Origin of the sequence: Sphingobium boeckii (genome assembly GCF_014199215.1) — a bacterium.
Taxonomy (GTDB): domain Bacteria; phylum Pseudomonadota; class Alphaproteobacteria; order Sphingomonadales; family Sphingomonadaceae; genus Sphingobium_A; species Sphingobium_A boeckii.
The window spans coordinates 349173-366675 of sequence record NZ_JACIJC010000003.1 but is presented as its reverse complement, the minus strand read 5'-3'; the positions used below and the strand labels follow the sequence as shown (position 1 = coordinate 366675).

Here is a 17503-nt window from a genome sequence, read left to right as displayed (position 1 = left end):
TGCGCCTGGATCGGCCCCGGAACGAAATCGCCGCGCCGCGCGTCCCCTTCCTACACATGCGAGGGGGGCGACTGATTTGGAACCAATGGTGAAGCGGAGCGGGCGGTCGCGGTGGATCTGGCTGGCCGTGATTCCGCTGGGGGTCGTGGCGCTGGCGCTGCTGGCCCTTGCGCTATTCCCCTGGGGTGCCTTGCGGACGATGGCGGAGGAGCGGCTGTCCGCCTCGCTTGATCGGCCTGTCACGATCGCTTCCGCCGAGCGGACCGATCGATTCTCCTTCCATCCGACGATCCTGCTGCGCGGCGTGCGCATTCCGCAGGCGGCATGGGCAGGCCAGGGCGATCTGCTCAACCTGGCCACGGCGCGCGTGCGCTTTGCCGCGCTGCCTCTGCTGCTGGGTGATCTGCGCATCGAGGCGGTCGAACTGGACGGAATGAAGATCGCGCTGGTGCGCGACGCCGCCGGCCGCGAAAGCTGGAACAATGGCAAGAAGGATCGGGACAAAGCGGCCAGCCGCCCCGCGATCTCCACCCTCACCATCGCCAACAGCAGCCTCTCCTATGCCGATGCCAAGCGCGATCGCAGCTTCACCGCTGCGCTGAGCGCGGACATCAACCGCGGCCTCACGCTTTCCGGCACCGGCCTCATCCGCGGTGCGCCGGTGACGCTCACCGCCTCGGGCGGCGCGATCGCGGGCGTGAAGCCGGGTACGCCCTGGCCCTTCCGCGCCGAAATTGCCGGCAAGGCGGTGGGGATGACCGCCGTGGGCCGGATGGACGGTCCGCTCGACATCGGCCATTTGACCGCCGCGGTGACCGGCTATGGCGACGATCTGCGGATGCTGGACGCGATCATCGAAGCGGGTTTGCCCGGCACGCAGCCGGTGAAGCTCAAGGCCAATGTGCGCCGCGATTCGCCGGATTGGATCGTCACAGCGCTCACCGGTACGATCGGCCGTTCGGATATCGCGGGTCATGCCACCATCAGGAAGCGCGACGGTCGGACCCGGATCGAGGGCGCGATCGCCTCCAACCGCTTCGATTTCAATTCGCTGTCATCCGACGAAGGTCTGCGCAAAGGCGCTTTGCTCAAGGCGCGGATCGGTGATCGCATCGTGCCGCCCACCGCGATCGATCTGAAGTCCGTGGCGCGGACCGATGGGCGACTGGAACTCAGCGTGAAGCAATTGCTCTGGCCCGGTTCTTCGCCCTTCCGCCATTTGCGTGGCACACTTACGCTGGAGCAAAGCCATCTGAAAATCGAGCCGTTGACCCTGGGCCTCACCCGGGGACGTCTGGATGGACGCATCACGGTCGACCAGCGCAAGGGCGGGCCGATGTTCACCGTCGATCTCACCCTGGCTCAGGCGCGACTGCTGGATTTCTTTCCGGCAACGGCGATCGACGGCAGTCTGGCCGGGCGCATCCGCCTGAGCGGTCCGGGCGGCACGATCCGCGCCGCGATCGGCCGTTCCAGCGGCTCGATCGCGCTGGTCGCGCGCGATGGCACGATCCCGGCGCGCACCGCCTCGCTGCTAGGCCAGGACGTCGGGCGCGGCGTGACCGGCGACAAGGAGGAGATGGCGGTTCTGCGCTGCATGGTGGCGCGGCTGGACGTGTCCCGCGGCGTGGCGCAGGCAAACCCCGTGGTCATAGACACTTCGCGCGCGCTGACGCGTGTGACGGGCCGGATTTCGCTGGCCGATGAGCGGCTGATGCTGACATTGAGCGGCGCGCCCAAGAAGCAGAGCCTGTTGCGGCTGGCGGGCACGATCCCGATCGGCGGCACGATCACGCATCCCGATATCCAGGTGCCCGAGCAGACGAAGTCGGCGGGCGGCATCCTGAAAATGCTCGGACGCGCGATCGCGGGCAAACAGGGCGCGGTGGCGGCGGACGCGAATTGCGGCGCGCTGACGGCGAAGGCGTTGCGGTAGAGGCTGAACTTCGCGGTGTCATAGAGGCACCGTGTAAATCTGCTCCTAAGGTGTGCTTGCGCCTATAAGACAGTATTACATTAATTGCTATGGAACCCCAGTTCTATTTTGTGATAAATATCTGTGCTATTTGATTTGTCTGTTGCGATATTGGAATATTCTTCATGTAAGAATTTGTCTTTGCTTAAAGGCGATGACATATAAAGCGGCATGAAAATATTCATTATCGGCCTTCACATCCTGCTCGCGATAAGCGCTACGCTTGTCATGCTGATGCCGGGCGTGATCGTTATTGGTCTGCTCGCGTTGCTGGTGCCGGGGCTGATACTTGCAGCGCTTCCGACGCTCTTCATGTGGTATTCGGCTTTTGCAATCTCCTGGTGGGGATTGCGGCTCGTCATTCCCGAGAAAATGGCCCTGCTGCCTGCGGCTATGGTCGCAGCCGCGCTTGTCTGGTTCGTGCCACAGGCGAGCATCTCCGAAAGTCAGGTCAGGATGGCGGCGGCGACCAAAATGCCCGATCTGATACCGTCGCAGAGAATTACGTTGGCCGGGGATATCCTGCTTTCCGTGCCGCGGCTGGATGTGATGCAAAGGCAGCCGGGCGAGGCGCGCGAAAGCGATGAAGAACGCATGGCCAGGCCATGGGTGTGCGATGCCCTATGTGCGGCGCTGCTCGCCAGCCCCGGCGTCCGCAGCGTCACTCTGATCACCAATGGCACGTCGGAAGAGGCCGAGACGCGCGCGTTGAGATCGCGGACCTTATCCATGCTGCCAAAGGCGCAATGCCCCGCCAAAACGATCATGCCGATCAATCCTGGCGGACTGGATATCGATCCGCCTGAGCCGGAAAATGGCGGCATCATGCACATCGCTTCGTCCTTGGGTGCGGAATGGAATCTCCGCCTTTCCACAACGCATTGCATCGTGGCCGAAGCGCCCAAAGCGACATTCGACATGATCGTAACGCACAGAAGCTACAGCGATGCGCCCGTGCCGAAGCGGGCGCGGGGCGTGAAAATGAAGGACAATAAATGGTCGTTCGATCCCGAAAAGGTGAACATCGACAGTTTCACGGTGAGCAACCGGCAAGGCCAGATCCTGCTGCGCAAGACGATTGCGACAACCGCTGTCCTTGCTCGCCCGCTTTATATCGGAATGGCCGGGGGGCTGGAGAATTTCCATCTGGCCTGGGCCCGCTCCGCGCGCTCCAGCGGACCGCGTTACGAACAGATCAAGCCGGCGGGATTGCTTGCCCGATATAGCAATCTTTCGACGGGCGGAAATATGGCGGCGCTGATCCCTGCTGTCCGCAAACGCCTGACCGAAATGCTGGATGATCGCAACGTCGATGCGGACGATCCGGGATTTGATTTGCTGAGAGACTGGTTCGCCAGCTTCAAGCCACCATCGACCGTCTCCAACGAGGACAGCGCTTTTCTGATCCGCCTCATATCCGATCCGCGGATCGTGAAATATGATGGGCTTTATGCGCCGATAAAGGCGATGGGCGATCAATCGCTGGCATTGAGGGCGGTAATCGGTCGGAGGCTCCTGACGGCCGATCCAATGGGCCCCTGGATGAAAACGCTGGCCGCGCAATATGAGTCCATGCCGACAGGAACCTTCTTGACGGGAACCGCCGATGAGGCTGCGCTTCTGGCAGACCCCGAACGCCGCCTTTACGCGGGCGGGCTGATCGTCCGTCAATCCGATCGCGGCGCGGCGGCTGTGCCGATGCTCGTCGTCATTCTGCGGACGCATCTGGAGCGGCGCGCGGCACCTGATCGTGAGCGCGGCAATACCGATGATCTGCTTCCCATCGATTCCGCCAGGCGTGCCCTGTGCCTCCTCGGCCCGGACGCCCGAACTGCACTGCCCGAGGTCCGTGACCTGCAGCGGGAGGGATTGCTGACACCCCAGATGCTCGACGATCGCGAATGGCAGTTTGTTCTGGCGCGACTCGGCGTGCCGGTGGACGACATTCCAAAGCCCGAGAATGTTTCGGGGACGGCCGACAATTTCCATAAGAACCTGCGCAACAAGCTGAAGCATTTTGATCCGGCGCGGAACTGTGAAGCAGAGTGGAGCTAGGCGCGCCTTCGCACGCGCGTTGATAACATATCCGATTACCAGATCAGGCCGCCAGCCCCTCGAACTGCAGCCGTGCCAGCCGCGCATAGAGGCCGCCGCGGGTGGTCAGTTGATCATGGCTGCCTTCTTCCACGATGCGGCCTTCCTCCATCACGATGATGCGGTCGGCGGCGCGCACGGTGGCGAGACGGTGGGCGATGACGATCGTGGTGCGGTCTTCCATCAATTTTTCCAGCGCCTGCTGCACCAGCCGTTCGGATTCCGCGTCCAGCGCGGAGGTCGCCTCGTCCAGCAGCAGCACAGGGGCGTTGCGCAAAATGGCACGGGCGATGGCGAGCCGCTGACGCTGGCCGCCGGAGAGGCGCGCGCCGCCCTCGCCCATGAAAGTATCCAGCCCCTGAGGCAGCTTGCGCAGGAAATCCGCGGCATTGGCGGCTTCGGCTGCGGCCCAGAGCTGCGCATCGCCCGCCGTCCAATCGCCATAGCGCAGATTGTCGCGCGCCGAAGCGGCGAAGATTACGGTTTCCTGCGGTACCATGGCGATCCGTGCGCGGATGTCCGCCGGATCGGCGTCGGGCAGGGCGATCCCGTCCAGCCGCACGGTGCCGGCGTCCGGATCGTAAAAGCGCTGGATCATCTGAAACAAGGTCGTCTTGCCCGCGCCGGAGGGGCCGACCACCGCCACGGTTTCGCCCGGCGATACCGAGAGCGAGAAATCGGCCAGCGCACTCACTTCGCGCCGGGTGGGATAATGGAAGGTGACATGCTCGAAGCGGATCGCGCCACGCGCCGGCTGAGGCAGAAGCAGGGGATGTGCCGGCGGCGCGATCTCCGGCTGCTCGGCAAGCAATTCGGCCAGCCGTCCGGCCGCACCCGCGCCGCGCAGCAGATCGCCATAGACCTCGGTCAGCGAGCCAAACGCGCCCGCCACAAGGCCGCCCGTCAACACGAAGGCCGCGATCGTGCCGCCGCTCAGCGTGCCCGCCATCACGTCCAGCGCGCCTTTCCACATCACCAAAGTGATCGATCCGAAGACGAGCGCGATCACGATCGATGTCATGATCGCGCGCAGCAGGATGCGGGTCCGCGCGGTGACGAAGGCGCTATCGACGGCGCTCTGGAAGCGTTCCGCCTCGCGCTTTTCCTGGCCGAAGGCCTGCACGATCTTCATCGCGCCCAATGTTTCGGAAATCATCGCGCCGACATCGGCCACGCGATCCAGGCTGGTGCGCGACAGCACCTGCAATTTGCGCCCGATCAGCACGATCGGCAGCACGATGATCGGGATGCCCGCCAGCAGGATCAGCGTGAGCATCGGAGCCAGCGTGAAGAGATAGACGATGCCGCCGATCCCCATGAACAAATTGCGCAGCGCGACGGAGATGGTGGTGCCCACGATCTGCTCGATCACCGCCGTGTCCGCCGTCATGCGCGAGGCGATTTCGGATGGACGGTTTTCTTCGAAGAAGCGAGGCGGCAGGCGCAAAAGGTTGCGCTGCACCATGGCGCGAATGTCCGCCACGACGCGTTCGCCGAGCCAGGATACGAAATAGAAGCGCATCGCGGTCGCGATCGCGAGGACGACCACGATCATCAGCAGATAGCGGAAATGATCGCTGACATCGGCACCGTTGCCGCCCGCGCTGAAACCATTGTCGATCACGCGCTTGAATCCCGCGGGGATGGCGAGGGTCGATCCTGCCGCCAGGATGAGCGCGATGCAGGCACCCGCGATCACGCCGGGATAGCGGATCGCTACATGCCAGACCATCTGGAGATTGCCGAGCTTGCGCCCCGCGCCGTTCTTTTCAGTGATGCTGTCCGCCATGAAAAGCGCCTAGCAGCCCATCGCGGGACGCTCAATCACCGCTTTATTCTTTTGCATCGCACAAAAACCAGTTATTCCGGTATTCGAAATCCGGGTATCCGGTTCTATAAGGTTTGAACCATGCTTTACAGTGCTTATGAAATGCAGCGTTCGCTGCTCGCCAGCGCCAGCGCTTTCGCCAATATGGGCGCTGAGCTGCTGCAGAATCCGGCCAATCCCTTTTCCTATTTCGGCGGCGGCCCGATTCTGGCGTCCGCGCTGGATGTGTTCGCCCATGCCTCGGCGCCACGCGGCAAACCGCCCTTCGGCCTGGGTTTCACCGAGATCGGTGGCAAAAAGGTCGCCGTTACGGAGGAGATCGTTCTTCAAAAGCCCTTTGGGCAGCTCAAGCGCTTCGTGCGCAAGGGCGGAAAGAATGATCCCAAGCTGCTGATCGTCGCGCCGATGTCCGGCCATTATGCCACGCTGCTGCGCGGCACGGTGGAACGGATGCTGCCGGGGCATGACGTGTATATCACCGACTGGCGCGATGCGCGGCAGGTGCCGTTGTCAGAAGGCCAGTTCGATCTGGACGATTATGTCGATTATATCGTGGCGTTCCTGGAGCATATCGGCCCCGGCGCACACATGCTGGCGGTCTGCCAGCCCTCGGTGCCGTGCTTTGCCGCCACCGCGCTGATGAATGCGGACAAGAATCCTTGTGCGCCCAAGACATTGACGATGATGGGCGGCCCGATCGACACGCGCGAAGCGCCCACCGCGGTGAACACGCTGGCCACGCAGCGACCGCACACCTGGTTCGAGCAGAATGTGATCGCCACCGTGCCGATGCAATATCCGGGTGCCGGGCGGAAGGTCTATCCGGGCTTCCTGCAGCTTGCAGGATTCATGACCATGAACCTCGGCAATCACATGATGAGCCATTATGACATGTTCAAGCATCTGGTGGCGGGCGATGACGAGAGCGCGGACACCACCAAGGATTTCTATGAGGAATATCGCTCGGTCTGCGACATGACTGCCGAATTCTATCTCCAGACGATCGACGTGGTGTTTCAGAACCATGCCCTGCCCAAGGGTGAATATCTGCACCGCGGCCAGCGCGTCGATCCCGCCGCGATCACGGACACCGCGATTCTGGCGATCGAGGGCGAGCGGGACGATATCTCAGGGCTGGGGCAGACCAAGGCAGCGCTGAAAGTGACCACCGGGCTGCCCGAAGATCGCAAGCAATATCACATGGCACCGGGCGCGGGCCATTACGGCATCTTCAACGGCAGCAAATGGCGCAACAGCATCGCGCCGATTGTTGAGGCATGGATCAAGAAGTTCGATTGATATTTATCTCATAAATTGCCGTTCGGGCTGAGCCTGTCGAAGCCTCTTCCTTCTGACAAATGCGAAAGAAGGAAGAGGCTTCGACAGGCTCAGCCCGAACGGTTTCTATATCCGGATCACAGCGCCACTTCCGCGTGCTTGCCCTTCATGTCCGAGCGCACATCCTGGCCGGTCATCATCTTGAACAGCCCTTTGATCGACATATCGGCCTGCCAGATTTCGGCATCGCCCAGTTCGAAACGCAGCATCAGCAGCGACGGATCATTGCGACCGCCGGGATACCAGGCTTCCACTGGCTTGGACCAATAACGGTCGATCACCGCGGGATCCTTTTCCTCGACCAGCGTGCCATGAATGCAGGCGAACAGATCATGCCCCTTGGCCGCGAATTGCGCCATCGCCGGACCGCCGGGGGCGAGGCGGTTGTCACGACTGGTATAAAACCAGAAGGCGCTGTCGGCCTCCTTGTCGAGTTGCGCGGTCATCGGCAGGCTGTGCTCGTGATTGCCGTCGAGGCCAACCATGAGGAACGGGCTGGCAGCGAGTTCCTTCCAGAAATGCTCGCGGATCTTGGTGTCGTCGGTCATGATGCTCTCCCTTGGGGTTGGAAGAACAACGGCCGAGGCGGAAAAAGTCTCCCGATAAATCCTCTCCCAGCGGGATAGGTTTAGGGCGTGATGACATTACATGGCTCGGTCATCGCGAGGAGCGCAGCGACGCGGCAATCCAAGGTGGCATAAACCGCGCTGGATTGCTTCGCTACCCTCGCAATGACAGGGTTGGATCAATCACAGTCATCACACACTAAGACATCAGAAAACCTCGAACAGCCCCGCCGCGCCCATGCCGCCGCCGATGCACATCGTGACGACGACATATTTCGCGCCGCGCCGCTTGCCTTCGATCAGCGCGTGGCCGGTGGCGCGCGCGCCGGTCATGCCATAGGGATGGCCGATCGAGATCGCGCCGCCGCTGACGTTGAGCAATTCATCGGGGATGCCGAGCTTGTCGCGGCAATAGAGCACTTGCACCGCAAACGCTTCATTCAGCTCCCACAGGCCGATATCGTCCATCTTCAGATTGAAATTCTTGAGCAGCTTGGGAATGGCGACCACCGGGCCGATGCCCATTTCGTCCGGCTCGGTGCCGGCCACCGCCATGCCGACATAACGGCCGAGCGGGGAGAGGCCGCGCTTTTCGGCGAGCCGGGCCTCCATCAACACGCTGGCGGATGAACCATCGGACAATTGGCTGGCGTTGCCCGCCGTGATCGTCATGCCCGGTCCCATCACCGGCGGCAGCGACTTCAGCCCCTCCAGCGTGGTTTCAGGGCGATTGCCCTCATCCTTGGCGATCGTCACGTCCTTATAAGTGACCTCCTTGGTTTCCTTGTTCACCACCGCCATGTTCGCGGTGACCGGCACGATTTCCTTATCGTAATAACCGGCAGCCTGCGCGGCGGCGGTGCGCTGCTGTGACTGGAGCGCATATTCATCCATCGCATCGCGGCTGATCCCATAACGCTTGGCCACCACCTCGGCGGTGCCGAGCATCGGCATATAGACATCCTTGTGCATCGCGATGAGTTCGGGATCCGGCGCGACGCGCATCTGCGGCGTCTGCACCAGCGATATGGATTCGACGCCACCGCCGATCGTGACATCCATATTGTCCGTGATGATCTGCTTGGCCGCGGTGGCGATCGCCATCAGGCCCGAGGCGCACTGACGATCGACCGACATGCCGGCCACGCTCACCGGCAGCCCGGCCCGCAGCAGCGAAGTCCGCGCGATATTACCCGCCTGATGCCCCTGCTGCAGCGCGCAACCGAAGACGACGTCATCCACTTCGGCAGGATCGATCCCGGCGCGTTCGACCGCGGCCTTGATCGCATGGCTGGCGAGCGTGGGGGCAGGGGTGTTGTTGAAGGCACCGCGATAGGCGCGGCCGATGGGGGTGCGGGCGGTGGAAACGATGACGGCATCACGCATGGATATTTCCTTCTAAATCCCCCTCCCGCTTGCGGGAGGGGTTAGGGGTGTGAATGGAATTTATATGGGGATGATGCAGGCCCACCCCCAGCCCCTCCCGCAAGCGGAAGGGGGACAGGTTAGATGAAAAACTGGCTGATCCATTCGGCGATCACGGCAGGCTTGTCCTCTCCCTCGATTTCCACGGTGAATTCCATCGTCTGCTGCCACTGGCCCGGCCTTTTTTCCTCCAGATCGAGCAGCTTGAAGCGACCACGAACACGCTTTCCAGACCGCACCGGGGCAAGGAAGCGGACTTTATTGCCGCCATAATTCACGCCCATCTTCACGCCTTCGATGGCCGGGGCGTGCATCTTCTCCGAAAGCTGGGGCATCAATGAAAGCGTAAGAAATCCGTGTGCAATCGTGCCGCCGAACGGCGTGAGTTTCGCCCTTTCGGGATCGACGTGGATGAATTGATGATCGCCCGTGGCGTCCGCAAAAGTGTCGATCATGGCCTGGGTGATGGTCACCCAATCGGACACGCCGATCTCGCTGCCGATCTGCCTTGAAAATTCGTGCACGGAGATGCTCGACACGGCTTTCCTTTCGATCCTCTCTTGGGCATAAGGCTGCGCAGTTTATTGCGCAATGTCGCCCGGCTTGTCCGGAAAATACGGCCTTGCTTAGTCGAAAGTCAAAAGCGATGGATTCCGCAACGTCATTTGCCACCAATATGCGCCCGTTGCATCGGGCACCCGAACCCGATGTGCTGAAAGGCCTTCTTGAGTCGGCGCGGCTCGCGCCTGGCGAGCGGAACGGCATCATGGCGCGGGCGGGCGGTTTGCTCGCGGATCTGCGCGCGGCGCAGAATGATGGCTGGGTGAACCAGTTTCTGCAGGAATATCGGTTGAACAGCTCTGAGGGCGTGGCCCTGCTCTCGCTGGCCGAGGCTTTTCTGCGGGTGCCCGATCCCGAAACCGCCGACGCTCTGATTGCGGACAAATTGGGCGATGCCAATTGGCGCGCTCATGCGGGCAAATCAAATTCCAAGCTGGTCAATTCGGCCACCTGGGGTCTGGTCGTGGGCCGCGCGCTCGTCAGTGACAGCGGCAGCGCAGGCGTGCTCAAGCGGCTGATTTCCCGCGCTGGCGAACCCTTCGTGCGTCAGGCGGTGGGCGCGGCGATGAAGATGATGGGCGAAATCTTCGTGATGGGCCGCAATATCGGCGAAGCGACCAAGCGGATGCGCAAGCCCGAGCATAAGGGCTTCACCGCCAGTTTCGACATGCTGGGCGAGGCCGCGCGCACCTTTCCCGATGCCGAACGCTATTTCCAATCCTATGCACAGGCCATTGCCGAGGTGGGCGAAAGCGCCACGGCGGGCCATTCGATCTCCGTGAAGCTCTCCGCGCTCCACCCCCGCTATGAAGTGGCGCAATGGGACCGATCGGTCTCCGCGCTGACGGAGATGCTGGAGGCGCTGGCGGTGTCGGCGGCGCATAACGGCATTGCGCTCACCGTGGACGCCGAGGAATCCGAGCGGCTCGAGATGAGCCTCGAGATCATCGGCAAGATCGCTGCCTTGCCCGCGCTCAAGGGCTGGGACGGCTTCGGCATGGCGGTGCAGGCCTATTCCAAGCGCGCCCGCCCGGTGATCGGCTGGGCCAATGAATTGGGCCGGATCATGAACGTGCGTCTGGTGAAGGGCGCTTATTGGGATAGCGAGATCAAGCGCACGCAGGAGCAGGGCTTGAGCGATTATCCCTTGTTCACGCGCAAGGCCGCGACCGACGTTTCCTACCTTGCCTGCGCCAAGGACATGCTGGCCGCGCCGAACATCTTTCCGGCCTTCGCCAGCCACAATGCGCTCACCGTGGCGACGATCCTCGAATGGGCCGGACCGCGGCGCGATTTCGAATTTCAGCGACTGCACGGTATGGGCGAGGGGCTTTACGAGCGGCTTGTGCGCGAGGATGGTTATCATTGCCGCATCTATGCGCCGGTGGGCGGGCATCGCGATCTGCTCGCCTATCTGGTGCGCCGGCTGCTCGAGAATGGTGCGAACTCCAGCTTCGTGCATCAGCTTGCAGACGAACATCTGAGCGATGAGGACTTGCTGGCGGACCCGGTGGAGAAGATCGCGAAGGTGGGCGGCACGCGCCATCCGAGCATCCCGCTGCCGATCGACCTGTTCGGACCGGAACGGCGCAACAGTGCGGGGATCGATCTGCAGGATCGGGAGATTTTGGCGGATGTGGTTCGCGGGGTTTCCAAACCACCGTTTGTCCCGAGCGAAGTCGAGGGACGTGGTGCCAGTGACGAACGTGTCTCGACTGCGCTCGACACAAACGGTGCGATAGGACGCGCCCATGCCGCCTTTCCGGCTTGGTCCGCCACGCCCGTTGAAGAGCGCGCTGCCTGTCTCGATCGTCTCGCCGATCTGCTCGAAGACCAGCGCGCCGAACTGATGGCGATCGCGGTCCATGAAGCCAAGAAGACCGTCAGCGACGCGCTGGGCGAAGTGCGCGAGGCCGTCGATTTCTGCCGCTATTATGCCGCCCGTGCGCGCGAGGGCTTGCAGCCGATCGAATTGCCCGGCCCCACGGGCGAACGCAATGTGATGCGGATGGAGGGCAAGGGCGTGTGGGCGACGATCGCCCCATGGAATTTCCCGCTCGCGATCTTCCTAGGCCAGACGGTCGCGGCGCTGGTCACTGGCAACACCGTGGTTGCCAAACCTGCGCCGCAGACGCCAGCGATCGCGGGCTGGGCGGTGGGCCTTGCGCATGAGGCGGGTATTCCCGAAGACGCGCTGATCCTGCTGCCGGGCGGCCCCGAAGTGGGGGCGGCGATCGTGGGCGATCCGCGCATCATGGGCGTCGCTTTCACCGGATCGACCGCGACCGCGCGGCGGATCGCGCGCAGCCTGCTGGAGGATGAAAGCCGCCCGCTCGTGCCGCTGATCGCAGAGACCGGCGGGATCAACGCGATGATCGTCGATTCGACCGCGCTGCCCGAACAGGTGGTGCAGGATGTGGTCACATCCGCTTTCCGCTCGGCGGGACAGCGTTGCTCTGCGCTGCGCGTCTTGCTGCTGCAGGAGGAGATTGCGGAGAGCACGCTGGAGATGCTGAGCGGGGCAATGGAGGCGCTGGTGGTGGGTGATCCTGCTGATCCGCGCACCGATGTGGGGCCGGTGATCGACGAGACAGCGCACGCCAGGCTCATGACCTATCGCGAAAGCCGGAAGGCGCATTGGATCAAGAGCCTGGACGTGCCCATGGAGGGTTTGTTCGTGCCGCCCACCGCGATCCGGCTGGGTGATCTGTCCGAACTGACACAGGAATGGTTTGGCCCGATCCTGCATGTCTGCACCTGGAAAGCGGGCGAGCTTGAAGCGACGATCGCCGCGATCAACGCCAAGGGCTATGGGCTGACGATGGGCCTGCACAGCCGCATCGCGCGCAATGCCGATACGGTGGAGGCACTGGCGCGCGCGGGCAATCTTTATGTGAACCGATCCATGATCGGCGCGATCGTGGGAAGCCAGCCCTTTGGCGGGGAAGGGCTTTCGGGCACCGGCCCCAAGGCGGGCGGGCCGCATTATCTCTATCGCTTCTGCGCGGAGCGGGTGACATCGACCGACACTACCAGCGCAGGCGGCAATGCCACCTTGCTGTCACTGGATGACGTGGGAATTTGAGGGCAGCAGCCCAACACCCGTTTGTGTCGAGCGAAGTCGAGACACGTGCGTGGCCTAACGTCCCTCGACTTCGCTCGGGACAAACGGGCTTATGAAAGTTTCTTCTTTGCCGCCGGCGTCTTCACAGGCGGAGGCGCGGGATCATCCGCATAGGGCATCACCAGCGTGCCATCCGGCGCGGCGGTGAAGCTCGTCTGCGTGGGATAGGCGAATTCGATGCCTTCCTTGTTGAAGCGCTGAAGGATCGCGACGCATACCGCGTGGCGCGCAGCAAACACCACTTCATAGGTTTCGGACATCACATCGAACTGAATCTCGTAATCCAGGCTCGATCCGCCGAAGGCGGTCATTCCGCAGCGGACGAGTTGGCATTTTTCCTGTTCCTCCACGATCTCCTTGATGATCGCGGGAATTTCGGCGCAGACCTCGGGCGGCGTCTGATAGGTGACGCCGATCATCAGCACATGGCGGCGGCGGCGGAGCCGGGCCATATTGTGCAATTCCTTGTTGAGCAGATTGGCGTTGGAGATCACCACCTCCTCGCCCGTGACCGAGCGGACGCGCGTGGTCTTCAGCCCGATCGCCTCCACCGTGCCCGATGTGCTGTCCCACTTGATCGCATCGCCGCGGCGGAAGGGCTTGTCGAACAGGATGGAGAGCGCGGCGAACAGATCATCGAATATGCCCTTGGCCGCCATGCCGATCGCAATGCCGCCGATGCCGAGACCGGCGACGAGGCCGGTGACATTCACGCCCAGATTGTCCAGCACCAGGATCAGCGCGATCGCGAAGATGGTGACCGTGATCAGCAGCCGGATGATACCCATCGCATTGCCCAGCGCTTCGGCATGATGCGCATCGGTGCCGGCGCGACGCTCGATCATTCCCAGTGCAATCTCCCGCACCCAGATCGCGCTTTGGAACACGGCGGTGATGGTGAAGAGGAAATTGATCGTGGAGGCCAGCAGCGCCGGTGATTGCGCATAGCCCGAAACCAGCTTGGCAGCGACCAGCACCATGAAGATGGTGCCCGTCTTCGATATGGCGCGGCCGATGATCGTGCGCCAGCCGGTCAGATCCTCCTTGTCGCACATCTTCACGCCGATCCGGCGAATGCCGAGCAAGGCGAAGAAGATGCCAGCGCCGATGGCGGCGGCGATCAGAATCTGGAAGCTGTGATCGGATAACCATTGCACGCTGTCATTCCACAGCGTTGGGATGCTCGTCCCGTCGATCATCAGGGGCGCGGCGCTATTGGGGGCAGTCATCAAAATCCTTCTCAGGCCGCTAGGGCGGGCTTGGCCTTGGTCTCGGTGTTCAGGCCATCGAGAAAAGCGATCAGCCCACGCTCAGTGCGGCCCAGATACCGGGTCGCACGCGGGAGACGCAAGGGCAGAGCGCCTTGCTGCCCCGCCAGATCGATCAGCGCCGGGTGCACATAGGATTTGCGGGCGATCGCGGGCGTATTGCCTAGGTCTTCGGCCACGGGCTCAAGCATGGATTTCAGAGACAATTTGCAATCGGCGCCGTGCAGGGTCTCGAACGCGATCAGGCTGGCACCCCAGGTGCGGAAATTTTTCGCGGTGAAATCGCTCGCGGTGATCTCGCGCAGATAGGCGTTCACATCGGTCGAGGTGACGGCATGAGCCGCTCCATTATCATCGAGGAACTGGAACAGATGCTGCCCCGGCAGATCCTGGCAGCGCTTGACGAAACGCGCGAGCGATCCGTCGGTGATCGCGGCCACGCGGTCCTTGCCCGATTTCGAACGATAGCTCAGCCGCAGCGTGTTGCCGATCACCTTGGCGTGGCGCGATCGGAGTGTGGTCGCGCCGAAACTCTTGTTCGCTTTCACATAGGATTCATTGCCGATGCGCAGCCGTCCGCGATCGAGCAGGCGCACGATGGCCGCCACGGCGCGCTCCTTGCTGAGCGCGGTGCGGCGCAGATCGGATTCCACCCGCGCGCGGATCAGCGGCAGTGCGCGGCCGAAATCGCTGCATTTGTCATATTTCGCGCTGTCCTGCCTCGCGCGAAATTCGGGGTGATAACGATATTGCTTGCGTCCCTTTTCGTCAAAGCCTGTCGCCTGGATATGGCCGTCCGCGGACGGGCAGAACCAGGCATCCTGATAGGCGGGCGGCAATGCGACCGCATTCAGCCGGTCGATCTCGTCCCGGTCCTTGATCCGCTCCCCCTTGGCATCGGTATAGGCCCAGCCGTGACCGGCCTTGCGGCGCGTGATGCCGGGCAGGCCGTCATCGACATAGCAAAGGCGATCCTGGGGGTGCGCTTCTTTCGACATGCCCGTTTCAACCCACGCCCTGCCGGATCGTTCCGGAACGGGTGTGCGCATTCCGGGTTAAGCCTATGAATTCATGCAACAGGAGACAATTATGCCCAGTATCTCGGACGCCAAGATTCTGATCCTCGCCACTGACGGGTTTGAGAATTCCGAACTGTTCGATCCGCGCGAGACGCTTATGGCGGCGGGTGCCACGGTCCATCTGGCGTCTCCTGCGCTCGATCCCATCCAGGGCAAGAAGCATGACAAGATGGGCGACCGGATCAAGCCGGACATGACGCTCGATGCCGTCAAGGCCTCCGATTATGACGCGCTGCTATTGCCTGGTGGCGTCGCCAATCCCGATAGCCTCCGGATGGAGCCCAAGGTGATCGATGCGATTCGCGATTTCATCCATGCGGAAAAGCCCGTGGCGGCGATCTGCCATGCGCCCTGGCTGTTGGTGGAGGCCGATGTGGTGCGCGGAAAGACCGTGACAGGCTGGCCCTCGGTGCGCACCGATCTGACGAATGCGGGCGGCAACGTAGTCGATCAGGCCGTGGCGGAAGACGGCTTCCTGATCACCAGCCGCAAGCCGGACGATATTCCGGCGTTTACCGAAGCGCTGATTGAGGCGATCGAGCGGCGCTAGGTTGATCATCGATGCGTTTATCCCGAGGAAGTCGAGGGACGTTGGTGACGACATACGTCTCTCGACCGCGCTCGGGATAAACGGATTTGGGATGCCAATTATGTCACAATCTGTTTTGCGCTTTTCCTCTTCGCAAATATCGGCACGAACCCGGCTTCTTTTTCCCGCCGCTGCAAATAGCTGCTCAGCCCGATCTGCACGCCGATGAGCATGAAGATGAAGGGCTGGAACGCGATACCCACGAAGAGCGCACCGATCAGATAGATGATGTGCGCATGTTGCAGCCCCACGGCGAGCGGGGCGACCCAGAGTTCATCCGGGCGATCCCGGTCGCGATAGCGCCGCCGGATTACCTCCATGCGGAAAAGCCCGCCCAACTGGATCGCCAGCCACAGCATGAGCCCCGGATAGCCCTGTTCGCCCAGCATCTCGAAATAGGCGCTGTGAAAGGCGCGCGCGGCATCGAAATGCACCGTCTTTTTCACATCCGCGCCGATGCCCACGCCCAGCCTCGTCTCATTCTCGATCCGCAGCCGATTGGCGCGATAGGATTCGAAGCCGCCGCCGAAAGGATGATCCTTGGCGAATTGCCAGGTCCAGCCCCACACCGCCAGCCGCGTATTGGCGCTGCTATCCGCCTTATAGCCCTGGATCGTATCCATGCGCTGCGTGAAGCTGGATGGCAGCAGCGGCAATGCGATCAGCCCGAGTGCGCCCGCCAGCCCGATATAGAGAAAGCGCCGCCGGTTGAAGCGGAGCAGCAGCAGGCCGAGCACGGCGATGCAGATCAGCCCGGTGCGCGCTTCCGTGCCGATCGGGATCAGCAGGCAGGCGAAGATCAGCGCCCCGGAAAAGAGGCGGACGCGCCAATCGGGTGGATAGATCGTGCCATATTTCATCAGCCACAGGATCAGCGGCACGATCGCGATCGCCACCGTGGCGATCGTGCTGCTCTCGTAAAGCCCGGAATTGTTGGAGACCATCAGATTGAGCACGCCATAGCCGCCGCCCGCCGTGGCGGTCTTGAGGCCGCCCACGATGATGATCGAGGCCGCGCACAGGATCATGTAAAGCACCAGCGCCTCGATCCGCAGGCGCGTATGCAGGGTGAGCGGCAGGAAGATCGCAAAGGCCAGCGCCTTCCACACCCAATCCCATTTGGCATAGGCCTCAAGCGGGAAGGGCGATGCCCCAAGCGTGGCACCGCAATAGAGCAGGAGGATCAGCATCAGCGCCTGGCGCGGCGCGAAGCGGGCGTTGCGCTTGTCGTCCATTGCCAGCCAGCCCAGCACCGCCAATCCCGCCGCGACCATCGAGATCGGCACTGAATTGAGCAGCAGATAGCTCAGCCGCTGGGGCGAGACGATATCGACATAGACATAGGCCAGGATGAACAGGAAGGGCCGCTTCAGCCCCAGCCCGAACAATGCTGCGAGAAATCCGATAAAGGCCAGTTCACGCACCCGGCTTCACTCCGGGTTTCGGGGGTGATCCGGGCCTTGGAGCGAAACCGCGCGCCGGCGCTTCATCCTGCGGCGGAGGCGGCTCGCGATCCAGATCCGCGCGCGCGATCAGCCGCCAGGCCGCAATCAGCAGCAGCGCGTGCGTGAGCAGAAGGGAGAAATTGTCGATCACGCAAACCGCCATAGCCGGGCGCGGTTGACGTCACGTTAAACCTTGCCGGTGCAAGGCGAT

General features: G+C 62.5%; 13 protein-coding genes. 5 read left to right on the top strand and 8 right to left on the bottom strand.

Annotated elements, in window-relative coordinates:
* The first annotated feature begins 85 nt into the window (after positions 1-85).
* Together FHS49_RS10155 and FHS49_RS10150 are read left to right on the top strand one after the other, a co-directional pair.
* Positions 86-1936 carry an AsmA family protein gene (locus FHS49_RS10155; protein WP_184018027.1) on the top strand — a complete coding sequence of 617 codons (1851 nt, stop codon included), beginning with the start codon at positions 86-88 and terminating at the stop codon, positions 1934-1936.
* A 210-nt stretch (positions 1937-2146) separates the two neighbouring features.
* On the top strand, positions 2147-4030 hold the full coding sequence (locus tag FHS49_RS10150) for a hypothetical protein (protein ID WP_184018025.1): 1884 nt from the start codon (positions 2147-2149) through the stop codon (positions 4028-4030).
* 43 nt (positions 4031-4073) lie between these two features.
* Here FHS49_RS10150 and FHS49_RS10145 read toward each other — a convergent pair whose 3' ends face one another.
* Positions 4074-5858, bottom strand: coding sequence for an ABC transporter transmembrane domain-containing protein (locus FHS49_RS10145; RefSeq protein WP_184018023.1), 1785 nt, complete (start codon positions 5856-5858; stop codon positions 4074-4076).
* A 120-nt stretch (positions 5859-5978) separates the two neighbouring features.
* Between FHS49_RS10145 and FHS49_RS10140 the strand changes: the two genes are divergently transcribed.
* Entirely contained in the window at positions 5979-7196 is a 1218-nt protein-coding gene (locus FHS49_RS10140) for a polyhydroxyalkanoate depolymerase (protein ID WP_184018021.1), read from the top strand.
* A gap of 116 nt (positions 7197-7312) precedes the next feature.
* On the opposite strand, the gene FHS49_RS10135 is transcribed toward FHS49_RS10140, so the two are convergent.
* From FHS49_RS10135 to FHS49_RS10125, 3 genes are all read right to left on the bottom strand, one after another.
* Positions 7313-7783, bottom strand: a complete 471-nt coding sequence (locus tag FHS49_RS10135; protein WP_184018019.1) for a pyridoxamine 5'-phosphate oxidase family protein — start codon at positions 7781-7783, stop codon at positions 7313-7315.
* Positions 7784-8008: 225 nt separating this feature from the next.
* A complete protein-coding gene (locus tag FHS49_RS10130) occupies positions 8009-9187 on the bottom strand; it encodes an acetyl-CoA C-acyltransferase (RefSeq protein ID WP_184018017.1) in 1179 nt (392 codons plus the stop codon).
* A gap of 119 nt (positions 9188-9306) precedes the next feature.
* Positions 9307-9765, bottom strand: a complete 459-nt coding sequence (locus FHS49_RS10125) for a MaoC/PaaZ C-terminal domain-containing protein (RefSeq protein ID WP_184018015.1) — start codon at positions 9763-9765, stop codon at positions 9307-9309.
* Between the two features lie 137 nt (positions 9766-9902).
* Between FHS49_RS10125 and putA the strand changes: the two genes are divergently transcribed.
* A complete protein-coding gene (gene putA / locus FHS49_RS10120) occupies positions 9903-12872 on the top strand; it encodes a bifunctional proline dehydrogenase/L-glutamate gamma-semialdehyde dehydrogenase PutA (RefSeq protein WP_246350566.1) in 2970 nt (989 codons plus the stop codon).
* A gap of 89 nt (positions 12873-12961) precedes the next feature.
* Here putA and FHS49_RS10115 read toward each other — a convergent pair whose 3' ends face one another.
* Positions 12962-14140 (bottom strand): mechanosensitive ion channel family protein, encoded by a 1179-nt coding sequence (locus FHS49_RS10115; RefSeq protein ID WP_184018011.1) that lies wholly within the window; start codon positions 14138-14140, stop codon positions 12962-12964.
* A gap of 11 nt (positions 14141-14151) precedes the next feature.
* Positions 14152-15177 (bottom strand): DNA topoisomerase IB, encoded by a 1026-nt coding sequence (locus tag FHS49_RS10110; protein ID WP_184018009.1) that lies wholly within the window; start codon positions 15175-15177, stop codon positions 14152-14154.
* A gap of 91 nt (positions 15178-15268) precedes the next feature.
* Between FHS49_RS10110 and FHS49_RS10105 the strand changes: the two genes are divergently transcribed.
* On the top strand, positions 15269-15808 hold the full coding sequence (locus FHS49_RS10105) for a type 1 glutamine amidotransferase domain-containing protein (protein ID WP_184018006.1): 540 nt from the start codon (positions 15269-15271) through the stop codon (positions 15806-15808).
* Between the two features lie 98 nt (positions 15809-15906).
* On the opposite strand, the gene FHS49_RS10100 is transcribed toward FHS49_RS10105, so the two are convergent.
* Entirely contained in the window at positions 15907-17271 is a 1365-nt protein-coding gene (locus tag FHS49_RS10100) for a putative O-glycosylation ligase, exosortase A system-associated (protein WP_184018004.1), read from the bottom strand.
* Positions 17264-17443 (bottom strand): hypothetical protein, encoded by a 180-nt coding sequence (locus FHS49_RS10095; RefSeq protein ID WP_184018002.1) that lies wholly within the window; start codon positions 17441-17443, stop codon positions 17264-17266. The genes FHS49_RS10100 and FHS49_RS10095 overlap by 8 nt, the downstream gene beginning before the upstream one ends.
* Positions 17444-17503: the final 60 nt, after the last annotated feature.